Genomic DNA, 14,074 nt, shown 5'->3' on the forward strand with positions numbered 1-14,074 from the left:
ACTTTTTATTAACTTTCCATTACTATAATTATAAAAAACTTGAAGAGGAGTTGTTATGCTATTAAATGAAATGATTATTGATGAAAACAATATGGCATTTATTCCATCTCTTGGAACATCTTATCAATTAAATAAAACGGCAAAAGAAATTATTGATTTATTAAAACAGGGAAAAACAAAAGATGAAATAGTAAAAATAATTGCTGAAAACACCGGAGCTAATTGGAGAGATGTTTATATTGATGTAGAAGATTTTTTTCAAAAACTTAAAGTTTACGGACTAATTCAATGAAAATAGCGATAAGTGGGTTAAATAATACCGATAATCCAGCTCCGGGTATACCAGTTGCAAAGAGTTTAATGGATGAACATAAATTAATTGGATTAAGTTATGACCCGAATGAGCCTGGAATTTATCAAGGTATATTTGAAAAAGTTTATTTAATGCCTTATCCATCTTTAGGATATGATGAGTTTAAAAAAAGAATAACTGAAATTAAAAACAAATCCAATATAGATATAGCAATTCCTAATTTAGATGCCGAACTTCCTTTATATATTAAATATCAAAAAGAAATTGAAAAACTCGGAATTAAAACGTATCTGCCTAGTCTTGAATGCTTTGAAATGAGAGATAAAAGCAAACTTCCTGAATTTAGTAAAAAGCTTGGCGTAAAACATCCTAAAACAATAGAGATCGTATCTTTAGATGATTTGATAAAAGCGACGAAAGAACTCGGTTTTCCGGTAATGGTGAAAGGTAATTATTATAAAGCATATAAAGCATATAATCTGGATGAAGCAATTGAATATTATTATAAAATTTCCAATGAATGGGGGTTCCCTTTACTTGTTCAGGAAGTTATCAGTGGAAACGAAATAAATTTTGTAGGAATTGGTAATGGTGAAAAACTGATTGCGGGTGTCGGAATAAAAAAACTTACAACAACTGAACTTGGTAAAGTATGGAGTGCTATTAGTATTAAAAATGATGCTTTATTTAATGCAAGTAAAAAATTTGTCGAAACAATAGGGTGGAAAGGTGCTTTTGAATTTGAAGCAATGAGCGATGGAAAAGACATTTATTTAATTGAGATAAATCCTAGATTTCCTGCATGGGTTTATTTTGCGACAATGCTTGGAATTAATTTGCCAAAAATTATGATTAATTTGATAAATGGTCAAAAAGTTAAAGAAAATTTTAAATATCCCGTTGAGAAAATGTATGTTAGATATGTAGAAGAAACAATTGCTGATTTTAATAAATTTTCAGCTTTAATTTCTAAAAAAGAGATATAAATTAAGGAGTTAAAATGTATGAAAAACCTACAATAAACAGAGTTGATTTTGCAATGGCAAGTAAATATGGAAGTCCTCTCAAAACACAAAAAATAAGAAGTGAAATAGATGGTGTTAATGTTCATGATTTGGTAAATAAATATGGTTCGCCTCTTTTTGTATTTAGTGAAAGAATAATAGAAGAGAAATATATGGAATTTAAAAACGCTTTTACAAGCAGATACCCAGAAGTTGAATTTTGGTGGAGTTATAAAACCAATTATCTGGATGCAATTTGTAAAATATATCATAAACTCGGAAGCAAAGCGGAAGTAGTAAGTGAATTTGAATATCAAAAAGCAAGAAGACTCGGAATAGAAGGAAAAAATATAATTTTTAACGGCCCATATAAGCCAAAAGAGGCTTTAATAACAGCTGTAAAAGAAGGTGCAAAAATTCATATCGATCACTGGTATGAAATTAATGATTTAGAAGAAATAGCTGAAGAATTGGAAATTGAAATTCCAGTTGCAATCAGATGTAATATGGATACCGGTGTTTATCCACAATGGAGCAGGTTTGGATTTAATATTGATAATGGTGAAGCTTATGATGCTATTAAAAGAATTTATGAAGGAAAAAAACTTTATTTAACGGGACTACATTCTCATATCGGGACTTTTATGTTAAGTGCCAACGCATATGCAAACGAGACAAAAAAATTAATCGAACTCAAAAATAAAATCGAAAAAGATTTCGGTTACGAAATAGAGTATATTGATATTGGTGGTGGATTTGCTAGCAAGAATAGGTTAAAAGGCGTATATCAGGCCCCTGAAGTTATTGTTCCGAGTGCTGATGAGTATGCTGAAGCTATTACTAATGCGGTTTTTGAAAATAACAAAGGAAAACTTCCAAAATTATATTTAGAAACAGGTAGGGCTTTAATTGATGAAGCGGGGTTTTTATTAACGAGTGTATTCGCCGCAAAAAGAATGCCTGATGGAAAAAAAAGTTATATTGTTGATGCCGGGGTAAATTTATTATATACCGCTTTTTGGTATAACTTTGATATAGCTTTAGATAAAAGATATGAAGGTTTAAACGAACCTTCTCAAATAAATGGTCCTCTTTGTATGAATATTGATATAATTGCTGAAAATATAATGCTTCCGCCACTTAAAAGAGGAAGTGTATTAAGTATATGGCCGGTTGGTGCTTATAATGTTACCCAATCTATGCAATTTATTAGATACAGACCGAAAATTGTATTAATAGATAAAAATTCAAATGCACATGTTATTAAAGAAGCTGACGATTTAGAATATATTGTAGAAAAAGAGATCATACCTGATTATCTTAAAGGATAGATTTGGATAAAGTAAAATTTATTTTTAAACCTTATATTTCTATCCTTTTTTTGAGGGATATAAAAGCGGGGTTAGTTCTTTTTATTCTTTCATTTTTGTTACCTAGTGTTGGCATATTAGGAATAGTAGCAATCTTATCAACTATATTGTTTGCCGAGTTTATAAATGTAAGGGATGAATATTTAAAATATGGGTTTTATTTGTATAATTCGTTATTAGTGGGAATGGGCGTTGGATATTTTTTTGATGTGACCATTATTACTATATTACTTACGATAATGCTATCCATTTTAACTTTTTTGGTTTCTTTTAGTATTAATAGGGTGTTTGTTAAATATTCTTTACCACTTTTATCCTTACCATTTGCAGTTGTCAGCATGGTTTTTTATCTTGCAAGTCTTAAATATACAGGGCTTTTAAGCAACATTTTATACAGAAAAGCAATATTTGATATGAATTTACCTTTTGATGCTTTTTTTAAATCGATGGGAACTATATTCTTTTTGCCTTTTTCATTTGCCGGATTTGTAATAAGCTTGTTAATTCTTATTTACTCAAGAATTTTATTTTTATTGGCTTTTGTAGGATTTTGGATAGGTGTCTGGTTTCATTCTTTTTTTGTGCCGTTTTCTCAGGCGTTAAATTCACCATATAATTTTAATTATATTTTAATTGCCATGGCATTGGGGGGTGTTTTTTTAATACCCAATATAAAAAATTTTCTTTTGGCTTTTTTAGCTGTGTTTTTATCTATTGTTTTGATTGATGCGATGGAAGTGTTTTTTAATATATATGCACTTCCCGTGTATACTTTACCATTTAATTTTACTACTCTTTTGTTTATTATGATTTTGTATAGTATGGGGTATTTATTCTTTAATTACAATATAAAAGATACGCCTGAAAAATCGCTTATAGCATTTCTTAGCAATTTTTATAGATTTGGTGGAAACGATATTAAAATAAATTTGCCTTTTACCGGTGAATGGTGTGTATATCAGGCTTTTGACGGCGAATGGACACATAAAGGAAAATGGAAATATGCATATGATTTTGTAATAAAAAAGAATGGTAAAACGTATGCAAATGACGGACTTTTTTTAGAAGATTATTATGCTTTTGGAAAACCTGTAGTGGCACCTGTTAATGGTTATGTTATAGCAAAAAGAGATGATTTACAGGACAATTTTATTGGTAATGTTGACAGAAATAACAATTGGGGAAATTATATTATTATAAAAAGCGATTATGGATATTTTGTAGAAATTTCACATTTAATGCAAAATTCAATAAATGTAAAAGTAGGTGATTATGTTAAAGTTGGTGATATTATTGCGAAATGTGGTAACAGCGGATATTCTCCAGAGCCTCATATTCATATCCAGGTCCAAAAATATGGAATTTTAGGAAGTGAAACGATACCTTTCAAATTTATTGATTATATTAAAGAAAATAAGCTTTACTTCTATTCTCTACCTAAAAAAGATGAAATTATAGAATCAACAGCTATTGATAAAGCTATGAAACTTAGACTTACTTTTATTTTGGATGATAAATTTACATATGAAGTTATTGAAAAAAATAAAAAATCTAGTTTAGAATTAGTTGTAAAAATGAATGAAAAAGGTGAATTTTATTTTTTTGATGGTGAAAATAAACTTTACTTTTATGCTGACGAAAAACTTTTCTATTTTTATGAATATGAAGGAAAAGAAAGTATTTTGAAAGAAATTTTTAAATTAGCACCGAAAATTCCATTAATAAATAAAAAAGTTGAATATTACGATGTTTTACCACCTCAGTTTATATATGGTTTATTTAAAAAGGTTATAATTGAACTGCTATTGCCTTTTAATTTTAAATTATTTGATAAAAAAGTTTTTTATGAAAAAGAGATGTTAAAAATTAAATCGAAATTTGGCGAAATTGTTTTTTCTTTTTACGAAAAAGGTTTTGATAAAATTAAAACTGATAATTTTGAAATAAGGAGAATTAATGAAAAAGATAATTTTAATAATTAGTATCGTAATGTCGTTATTTGCAATTGATATTAAAAAGGCATATTACGAGTCATATAATTATGAAAAAATGGGTGATTATAAAGATGCTATAAAAGTTTTAATTCCGGTATATAATAAATATCCTAATGGATATACACTTAATTTAAGACTTGGATGGCTGTTTTATCTTAGTAAAAAATATCAAAATGCACTTGATCATTATAAAAAAGCATCTTTAGTCGCACCATATTCAATAGAGGCAAAACTTGGAATAATGAGAACATATCTTGCGGCCGGTGATTATGATAATGCTTTAAAAGTCGGGGATGTAATTTTAAAAATGGATTATTATAATTATTACGGAAATTATTATGAAATAACAGCGTTAATGTATAAAAAACAATATGATACTGCTTTAAGTTTAACAAATAAAATGTTGAGTTTGTATCCTACAAGTATTCTGTTTTTGGTTAAATTAGGTGAAATATATTACGTAAAAGATAAAAATAAAGCTAAAAGAATTTTTGAAGATGTTTTAATATTAGATCCTAATAATATAACAGCAAAAGAGTATTTGAGTAAATGAGAATACTTTGTTTTGTTAATTATGAGATAAAATTTAATAAATTTGATGTTTATTATGCCAAAGACGAAAATGACTTTTATGACAAAATAATTAATAAAAAATTTGATGTGTTGATTATTTCATTTGACTATTATTCGGAATATTTAAATATTAAAGATTATATTAATTATAAAGTGATTTTTTTAACAACTTTTTGCGATAGCTATATATATAAGAAAATTTTGGAAGTGGCTGATTATTGTTATTTAACTCATGAGTATGATAAGTTAATTATTAGATTGGAATATTTACAAAAAAAAATATTGAAATCCAAATCCACGATATATAAAAAAGGGAATATATTATATAATTTTAATACAAATGAATTATATATAAATTCTGAACCAATAAAATTAAGTAGTGCTGAAAATGAACTTTTAAAAACATTAATAAAAAACAAAAATATGTATCTTTCCAAAGAAGATATATTAATGCAATGTGATAGTATAGAAAGTGAAGCATCGATTAAAGTTTTAATATCACATCTTAGAAAACTTGGTATTGATATAGAAAATCAAAAAAATTTAGGATATAAAATTAAGGAGTAAAAATGAAAAAACTTATAATAAGTGTAGGATTAATATATTCATTTGCTTATTGTTCAAATATTACGCCTTATATTAGTTATTTAAATTATGATAAAAATACAAATAAAGATAATGCTTCTATTATAGGTATTTATTTATCTAGTTTTAAAAGTCCTTATAAAACTGAAATTGACGCTGAATATATGAAATTAAAATATAAAGATACTCCTGATTATAAACAAACTGATCTTACATTAGCATTTCATTATTTTAAAGGTAATAATTATAAATACAAAGTAGGTATTCATAACATTTTTTCAAGTAATCCCGAAACAATTACAAAATACCAACCTGGAAATATGTGGAGACCATCCACCACAACGACAACTACAAAATATAATAATTCATATGATTTTGTGTTGTTTGGTGGCTTTATGTATTATCAATACCTTAAATTTAATGCAAATATGGATTTTTATTACTCTAATTATGAAAACTTAAATGTATATCAAATTTCTCCATCATATGGTTTCAATTTTGGTAATTATTATTCAAAAATAGGTTCTTTTTATGTAGAAGGAAAAGTTAACTTTATAAAATTGAGTAAATCTGATGCTGCACCAAGAGATAACTACGTCAATTTTGATTTTAAATTACAAAATTTTAAAGGTCCATGGGTTACAACTCTTAAGGCAAGTTTAGGAAAAAATGCATATAAAGTTTCTGATGGTGGTTTTGTAGTTTATAATTTAGGTGATGAATATAAATATAATTATTCTTTTGGTATTTCTAAAAAAATAAATACCAATGATTCTGTTTCTTTTAAAATAGGATATGATGTTTTTGAAGAAACCCAAGGATATGAAGCTTCTTCGACATCATTTTTAATTAACTATACACATAATTTTTAAAAAAACTCTTTAACGATTTCGAACCTGTTAGCAGTCATTATATGTATTTTTGGATGTTTTTTGAGTAATTTATTAAATAAATTTCTGCTTAATTCCATACCGACTTTATATTCTTCCTCTTCGCTAATTTTATGTGCTTTAATTAATTTTTCTATCCATTGTTCAGGGACATAAATTCCAGGAACGTGTGCATGTAAAAATTGAGCGGTTTTTAGTTTGGTAATTGGAAAAAAGCCTAGTATAATTTCGGCATCTTTTCTTTCGTCTTGAAACTGGGATGTTATTTTTTGTTTTATTTCAAGTAATTTTTCAACAATGCTAATATCATATACCGGTTGTGTAATAATCCCGACTGCATAATTTTGAACTTTTTTAAATATTTTTCTTTCAATAGTCGCAAAATTTTTAGCATAAGAATTACTAACTGCAAAAGGTGTAATCGGTTTTGGCTTTATTTTAAATTCTTTACCCGCATAATCCATTCCGTTGTTAAAAGCTCTTATGATTTCTAAAAGTAATATACTGCTTCCTTCTACAACAGCCTTTGCTTTTGGCTGGTCTGACATATTTGCAGGGTCACCTGTTAGTGCTAAAATGTTTGTAACCCCTAAATCATTTGCGCCTAATAAATCACTTTGAAGTGCTATTTTATTTCTATCTCTCATACTCATTGTGGCTATTACAGGTTTTTTAAATTTTTCCTGTAATTTAAATGCCGCAATAATCGAGTTATATTTTAATTTGCTTAATGGGCAGTCGGTTGTAGAAAATCCGTCAATATATCTGTAAGCTTCACTTTTTTTAATTTTTTCAATCATTAAATCAACTGTAGGCAATTTAGGCGGGGTGGTTTCCAGTGTTATATATTTATCTTTTAATTTTTCTTTTAACATATACTTCCTTTGCCAAATTATTACGAAATGATATAATAAAAACAAAAAAATAGGAATATAATGAAGGTTAAAGGGAATTTTTGGATTGAAAAAGAAGGGAAAAGTTTTTTGGGAAAAGGAAGAGTGGAATTATTAAAAAAAATTGATAGATATGGTTCTATTTCAAAAGCGGCAAAAGAGATGAAAATGAGTTATAAAGCTGCATGGGATGCGGTGGATATAATAAACAAATTAGCAAAAGAACAGGTTGTCGAAAAAGTAAGCGGTGGAAAAGGTGGCGGTGGAACCAGATTGACGCAATACGGAAAAGAATTAATAGAAATATTCGAAAATGCTGAAAGTAATTTTAAGATGTGTTTATCGGAACTTGAAGTGTTTTTAAAAAATAAAATTTAATGATAAAATTACAACAAAAAGGCTATATATGGTTTTAATGATAGATAATTATGATAGTTTTACATATAATATTGTCCAATACTGCCTTGAACTTGGTGCAAATTTAAAAATAATCCGAAATGATGAAATGAGTGTTGAAGAAATTAAAAAATTAAATCCGGAAAAAATTATCATTTCACCGGGTCCTTCTACACCCAAAGAAGCTGGTGTGAGTGTTGAAGTTATTAAAAAAATACAAAAACCGATTCTAGGGGTTTGTTTAGGACATCAGTCTATAGCATATGCTTTTGGCGGTGAAATTATAAGAGCTAAAAATTTAATGCATGGTAAAACTTCGGATATTCAAATAATACTGAAAGACGATATATTTGAAGATTTGCCAAATAAATTCAGAGTTACCAGATATCATTCTCTTGTTGCAAATCCTGAAAAGCTGCCGGAATGTATTATTCCTACATCATATTCGTTAGATGATAATGAAATTATGTCTTTAAGGGTAAAAAATAAACCTATTTATGGTGTTCAATTTCACCCGGAATCTATTATGAGTGAATATGGAAAAGAAATTATTAATAATTTTCTAAAATTATGAAAAAAATTATTTTTATTTCATTATTTTTTTATTCTTTTTTATTATGGTATGGCGTAAATTTTCTTTCTTATTCTATAGTTGATGTTAGAAGCATTGAGCATTTTCCATTTTTAAATTATATTTTAAACTTCGTTTTTTTTCTTTTTGGAAAAAATGATTTGGCTTTAAGAATTCCGGGTGTTATCACTGCATTTGTCAGTGTTTTGTTGTTTTACAAAATAACGTTTTTTTATTTAAAAAAAGAAAAAGATAGATTCTTTGCAACTTTAATTTTTATGTTAATACCCGGAATGATTATTTCTTCTTTAATTGTCAATAAATCAATATATATAATATGTCTAACACTATTATTTGTATATTTATATAAAATAAATAAAGCCATTTCATATATTTTGTTAGGTTTTCTGGTGTTTTTGGATTACAGCTTTATATCACTTTATTTTGCATTGATATTTTATTCTATATATAAAAAAGACAACTTATTATTGTTATTGTCTTTATTGTTTTTGGCAATTAATGCCAATTATTTCAATTATGACATTGGCGGTAAACCCAAAGGTCATTTTTTAGATCTTTTTGGGACATATTTTTTAATTTTTTCACCTTTTGTATTTATATATTTTTTGTTTGCGATTTATAAAGGTTTGTTGGATAAAAAAAGGGATATAATATTTTTTATAGCTTTTTTTACATTTATTATTTCAATAATTTTATCCTTTAGACAGAGAATAAACATTGATGATTATGCACCTTATACATTAATTTATATTGTGTATATGGTTAAATATTATTTAAATTCATACAGAGTTAGGTTGCCTCAATTTAGAAAAACATATAAAACTCTGTTCATAATATTGTTTGTTTCTCTTTTTGTTTTTGATTTAGCTCTTTTTTTTAATAGATATACACCTGCAAGGAATTTAAGCAGTAGTTACTATTTTATAAAACCTCTTGTAAAAAAATTAAAGAAAAATCGTATTAATTTTATTTTTAGTGATAATAAACGTTTAATAAAAGCACTAAATTTTTACGGCATTAAAAATGGTAATGAATTTAAGTTAATATATAAAAAAAGAGAAAATAAAGTTTCAATTTTTCACAAAAACAGAAAAATTTTAGAAATTGATGTTTCAAAACTAAACACAATATAAAAAAATTTTTTTCAAATTATAAAATAAGATTATAACTTTGTTCAATAATGATACAATTTCTAAAATAAAATTCAAGGAGATTTAATGGCTCAAAAACCGATTCGTGAATATGACGGAAAAAAACTTTTTGCCCAAAATTGGGATAAATATTTTAGCGGATTAAATTATCCGTTTGAAAGTGTTCTTGTAACAAGTGGAGATGAGTTAAGAGCTAAGGCAAAAGAGCCTGGATATGAGTGGTTAAATGAAAAAGCTTTGGTTGCTAAACCTGATATGCTTTTCGGTAAAAGAGGAAAAAACAATCTAGTATTGTTTAAAGTAAATAAACCGGGTGATGTGACTTTAGAAGATGCTGCTAAATGGATTGATGAAAAAAGAAGCGGAAAAGTTACACTTCTTAGTGGACAAAGCGGTGAACTTACTCACTTTATCGTAGAGCCTTTCACACCTCATAGTGAAGATGAGGAATACTATATTGCTGCTACTACATTTGATGAAAATAATGATGTTTTATATCTAAGTGCACATGGTGGTATGGAAGTTGAAGAAAACTGGGATAAGGTAACAGAAGTGAAAATTCCTATCGATGCAAGTGACGAAGAAATCGAAAAACTTGTAAAAGAAAACATCCCTGCAGACATTCCGGCTGATAAAAAAGACGTATATGCAAACTTTGCTATTAATTTCTATAAATTCTTTAGAGACCTTAACTTTGCATATCTTGAAATAAACCCTGTAGTTATCGTTGGAAACAATGTATATCTGCTTGACCTTGTTGCAAGATTAGACGATACTGCCGGATTTATGATGAAAGACAAATGGGGTGATATCGAATTCCCAACACCATTTGGAATGCCTGAAAAATCACCTGAAGAAAAAGCTATTGCAGAAGCTGATGCAAAAAGCGGTGCTTCACTTAAACTAACAATTCTTAACCCTAAAGGAAGAATCTGGACACTAGTAGCTGGTGGTGGTGCTTCAGTTGTATATGCTGATACTATTGCTGATATGGCTGGCGGTGTTGAAGATTTAGCAAACTATGGTGAATATTCTGGTGGTCCGACTACTGATGAAACAAGATTTTATACTGAAACGGTTCTTGATTTGATGACAAGAGAAAAAGATCCAAAAGGTAGAGATAAAATCTTAATTATTGGTGGTGCGATTGCAAACTTCACAGACGTAGCAAAAACATTTACAGGTATTATCCAAGCATTTGAAAAATATGCTGATAAAATGAAAGATGTTGGAACAAGAATTTACGTAAGAAGAGGTGGACCAAACTACGAAAAAGGTCTTAAAGATATTAAAGCGGCAGCTGAAAGACTTGGGCTTCCTATTGAAGTTTACGGACCGGAAACACATATTACAGATATCGTAAGAATGGCACTTGAAGAAGATAAAAAAGGAGCGAACTAATGGCTAACGAATTATTTACAAGGGACACACAGGCAATATTTTGGAATAATAATAAATCTGCAATCCAAAGAATGCTTGATTATGACTATATTATTAAAAGAGAGAAACCATCAGTAGCGGCAATCGTTGCTCCTACTAGCAGCAATAAATTCGAAAAATTCTTTTTCGGAACTGATGAAGTAATGATTCCAATTTACAGAACTACAGCAGATGCTGTTAAAAACCATCCTAATGCTGATGTATTATTAAACTTTGCATCATTCAGAACTGCTTATGATGTAACTATGGATGCTCTTGCAATGGATCAGTTCAGAGTAATTATGATTACTGCTGAAGGTATTCCTGAAAGAAATGCAAGAATTATGAATAAAACAGCAAGAGAAAAAGGTGTTACTATCATAGGGCCTGCAACAGTTGGTGCAATTGCTCCGGGTGCATTTAAAGTAGCAAATATTGGTGGAACTATTGAAAACATCGTAAAATCTAAACTTCACAGAGCGGGAAGTGCTGGACTTGTAACAAGAAGTGGTGGTTTATTTAACGAACTTTCAAATATTATTGCACTTAATGCAGATGGTATTGCAGAAGGTGTAGCAATCGGTGGTGACAGATTCGTAGGATCAGTTTTCCTTGATCATATGTTAAGAATGGAGAAAAACCCTAAAGTTAAATATATGATTCTTCTTGGTGAAGTTGGTGGTAGAGAAGAATATAAAGTGATCGAAGCTATCAAAGAAGGAAAAATTACTAAACCTGTAATCGGATGGTGTATCGGGACAATTGCTAAACACTTCTCAAGCGGTGTTCAGTTTGGTCACGCAGGTGCGAGTGCAAATGCTGACGAAGAAACTGCGGAAGCTAAAAACAGAGCAATGAAAGAAGCTGGAATTCATGTTCCTGCAAACTTTAACGAACTACCTGATGTAATCAGAGGTGTTTATGAACAATTAAAAGGCGAAGGCGTAATCGGAGAAATCGAAGAGCCAACAGTTCCTCCAATTCCGGAAGATTATAATAAAGCATTAGCAGCTGGTAAAATCAGAAAACCAAGAAATTTCGTTTGTACTATTTCTGATGATAGAGGTGAAGAGGCAGTTTATGCTGGTATTCCAATTAGTGCTGTTGCTACACCTGATACTGGATACAGCATTGGTGATGTTATTTCACTACTTTGGTTCAAAAAAAGATATCCTAAATGGGCAACTGACTTTATTGAAACTGTAATCAAAACAGTTGCAGACCATGGTCCTGCTGTATCAGGAGCACACAATGCAAAAGTTACTGCAAGAGCAGGTAAATCAGTAGTTGAAAGTTTAGTAACTGGTTTATTAACAATAGGTCCAAGATTTGGTGGTGCGATTGATGGTGCAGCGCACTATTTCAAATATGCACATGATAACGGAATGAGCCCTAAAGAATTCCTTGCATATATGAAAAAACAAGGTATTCCAATTCCAGGAATCGGACATAGAATTAAATCTGTTAGAAATCCAGATAAGAGGGTAGAAGGACTTAAAAAATATGCGGCAGAGTTTTTCCCTGCGACACCTTTACTTGATTATGCTTTAGAAGTTGAAAAAGAAACAACTTCTAAAAAAGAAAACTTAATTTTAAATGTTGACGGAACAATTGGTATATTAATGGTTGACATGTGGAGAGCTTTAGGGTATACTGAGAAAGAAATAAATGAATTTATTGAAAGTGGGACATTAAATGCGTTCTTTATTGTTGGAAGAAGTATTGGATTCATCGGACACATTCTTGATGAGAAAAGACTTGGAATGCCAATGTATAGACACCCATGGGATGATATTCTTTACCAAGTTGACAAAGCAGAAGAAATTAAATAATTTTTCTTCTGCATTTACACTTATTGAATTATTAGTAGTAATTATTATTATAGGTATTATTGTAGCTACCTTATCATTCAATTTTTCTCCAAACCGACTTCAATTAGCAGCTGATCAGTTAATTAAAGATATTAAATTTACTCAATCACTTGCATTAAAAGATGATAAATATCAACCTTTTCCAAAAACTACATCTACATCTGATCAAAATCAAAGTAAATATTGGTTTAAACAATGGTGGCATCTAAAAATAACCAACACAGGAAATACAATTTATTACTATATTTTCAGTGATTCACCTTCTAATGCAAGTAGTTCAAATTTTGACGAAGGATATTCACATCTTAGTGAATTAGCTATTAATCCATTATCAAAAAAATATTATATCGGTGCACTAGTAGCAGATTATAGTCCGGAATTAAATTTATCATCTTATGGAATTAAAAGGATTGAGTTTACTGGATATTCATCATCAAATATGCCTACATCATTAGGAAATAGAATTGATATATTGTTTGACAATTTGGGAAATGTTTATTTAAATGAAGGAACTGCTGGAGATGCTGGTGATATTAATCCTTTTGCAAATGTTAGAAAGCTATTAACAAGAAATGTAAAAATTAAATTATGTAAAGATACAACTTGTTCAAATAATAATTGTATTGCAATTGAAATTTCACCATCTGGCAATGTAGAAGAAGTGGATTGTAATTAATAAAAGCTTAAAATACTTAAATAACAAAATTGAATTTAAGAAAAATAAATTATAAATATGTATAAAATAAAAATAATATAAGAAATAAAAACATTAGTTCAAAAAACAAATGTTAAAATTATGTGTGAAGTGTCAGGCACTAAAAACTAGATGATGGTATTGATTTTCATGTAAGTATAAAGTAATTGTAACAATACAGATCAAAATATAGACATTATATGAATAATAACTAAGTATTATCATAGCAGTGCCAGACCCTAAGTTAGATATAGATTAGTAAGAAAAGCGATAAGAAAGTAAAAAATATAAAATTTCCTTAAAAAAAGGAGAATAGGTCTTGACAGGGG

The 14,074-nt window shown here is 28.6% G+C and carries 14 protein-coding genes; 13 read left to right on the plus strand and 1 reads right to left on the minus strand.

The genetic code is table 11. From position 1 onward, the window contains the following. Positions 1-55 precede the first annotated feature (55 nt). The 7 genes from ACYQ19_RS07355 to ACYQ19_RS07385 are packed head-to-tail and all read left to right on the plus strand — an operon-like array spanning position 56 to position 6,711. On the plus strand, positions 56-292 hold the full coding sequence (locus ACYQ19_RS07355) for a PqqD family protein (protein ID WP_459978786.1): 237 nt from the start codon (positions 56-58) through the stop codon (positions 290-292). Then, complete coding sequence (locus tag ACYQ19_RS07360; protein ID WP_459978787.1) at positions 289-1,299, plus strand: ATP-grasp domain-containing protein; 1,011 nt, start codon at positions 289-291, stop codon at positions 1,297-1,299. Before ACYQ19_RS07355 ends, ACYQ19_RS07360 begins: the two co-directional genes overlap by 4 nt. Positions 1,300-1,313: 14 nt before the next feature. After that, positions 1,314-2,648: an alanine racemase gene (locus ACYQ19_RS07365; protein WP_459978788.1), complete on the plus strand. Its 1,335-nt coding sequence runs from the start codon at positions 1,314-1,316 to the stop codon at positions 2,646-2,648. A 2-nt stretch (positions 2,649-2,650) separates the two neighbouring features. After that, positions 2,651-4,669 (plus strand): urea transporter, encoded by a 2,019-nt coding sequence (locus ACYQ19_RS07370; protein WP_459978789.1) that lies wholly within the window; start codon positions 2,651-2,653, stop codon positions 4,667-4,669. Continuing rightward, complete coding sequence (locus ACYQ19_RS07375) at positions 4,644-5,234, plus strand: tetratricopeptide repeat protein (RefSeq protein ID WP_459978790.1); 591 nt, start codon at positions 4,644-4,646, stop codon at positions 5,232-5,234. The genes ACYQ19_RS07370 and ACYQ19_RS07375 overlap by 26 nt, the downstream gene beginning before the upstream one ends. After that, positions 5,231-5,821 carry a winged helix-turn-helix domain-containing protein gene (locus tag ACYQ19_RS07380; RefSeq protein WP_459978791.1) on the plus strand — a complete coding sequence of 197 codons (591 nt, stop codon included), beginning with the start codon at positions 5,231-5,233 and terminating at the stop codon, positions 5,819-5,821. Before ACYQ19_RS07375 ends, ACYQ19_RS07380 begins: the two co-directional genes overlap by 4 nt. 2 nt (positions 5,822-5,823) lie before the next feature. Beyond that, positions 5,824-6,711, plus strand: a complete 888-nt coding sequence (locus ACYQ19_RS07385) for a hypothetical protein (RefSeq protein WP_459978792.1) — start codon at positions 5,824-5,826, stop codon at positions 6,709-6,711. On the opposite strand, the gene ACYQ19_RS07390 is transcribed toward ACYQ19_RS07385, so the two are convergent. Then, entirely contained in the window at positions 6,708-7,604 is an 897-nt protein-coding gene (locus tag ACYQ19_RS07390; RefSeq protein ID WP_459978793.1) for a methylenetetrahydrofolate reductase, read from the minus strand. The two genes, ACYQ19_RS07385 and ACYQ19_RS07390, sit on opposite strands and share 4 nt — an antisense overlap. A gap of 60 nt (positions 7,605-7,664) precedes the next feature. On the opposite strand from ACYQ19_RS07390, the gene ACYQ19_RS07395 reads away from it, so the two are divergent. The 6 genes from ACYQ19_RS07395 (at position 7,665) to ACYQ19_RS07420 (ending at position 13,727) form a co-directional block, all read left to right on the plus strand. Continuing rightward, positions 7,665-8,000 (plus strand): winged helix-turn-helix domain-containing protein, encoded by a 336-nt coding sequence (locus ACYQ19_RS07395; RefSeq protein ID WP_459978794.1) that lies wholly within the window; start codon positions 7,665-7,667, stop codon positions 7,998-8,000. A 28-nt stretch (positions 8,001-8,028) separates the two neighbouring features. Then, positions 8,029-8,592, plus strand: coding sequence for an anthranilate synthase component II (locus ACYQ19_RS07400; protein ID WP_459978795.1), 564 nt, complete (start codon positions 8,029-8,031; stop codon positions 8,590-8,592). After that, a complete protein-coding gene (locus ACYQ19_RS07405; protein ID WP_459978796.1) occupies positions 8,589-9,743 on the plus strand; it encodes a hypothetical protein in 1,155 nt (384 codons plus the stop codon). The genes ACYQ19_RS07400 and ACYQ19_RS07405 overlap by 4 nt, the downstream gene beginning before the upstream one ends. An 84-nt stretch (positions 9,744-9,827) precedes the next feature. Beyond that, positions 9,828-11,162 carry an ATP citrate lyase citrate-binding domain-containing protein gene (locus tag ACYQ19_RS07410; protein WP_459978797.1) on the plus strand — a complete coding sequence of 445 codons (1,335 nt, stop codon included), beginning with the start codon at positions 9,828-9,830 and terminating at the stop codon, positions 11,160-11,162. Beyond that, complete coding sequence (locus ACYQ19_RS07415) at positions 11,162-13,012, plus strand: citrate/2-methylcitrate synthase (protein WP_459978798.1); 1,851 nt, start codon at positions 11,162-11,164, stop codon at positions 13,010-13,012. Before ACYQ19_RS07410 ends, ACYQ19_RS07415 begins: the two co-directional genes overlap by 1 nt. Next, positions 12,987-13,727, plus strand: coding sequence for a prepilin-type N-terminal cleavage/methylation domain-containing protein (locus ACYQ19_RS07420; RefSeq protein WP_459978799.1), 741 nt, complete (start codon positions 12,987-12,989; stop codon positions 13,725-13,727). The genes ACYQ19_RS07415 and ACYQ19_RS07420 overlap by 26 nt, the downstream gene beginning before the upstream one ends. The last annotated feature ends 347 nt before the right edge of the window (positions 13,728-14,074 follow it).

The sequence above is a fragment of the Nautilia lithotrophica genome (genome assembly GCF_054656815.1).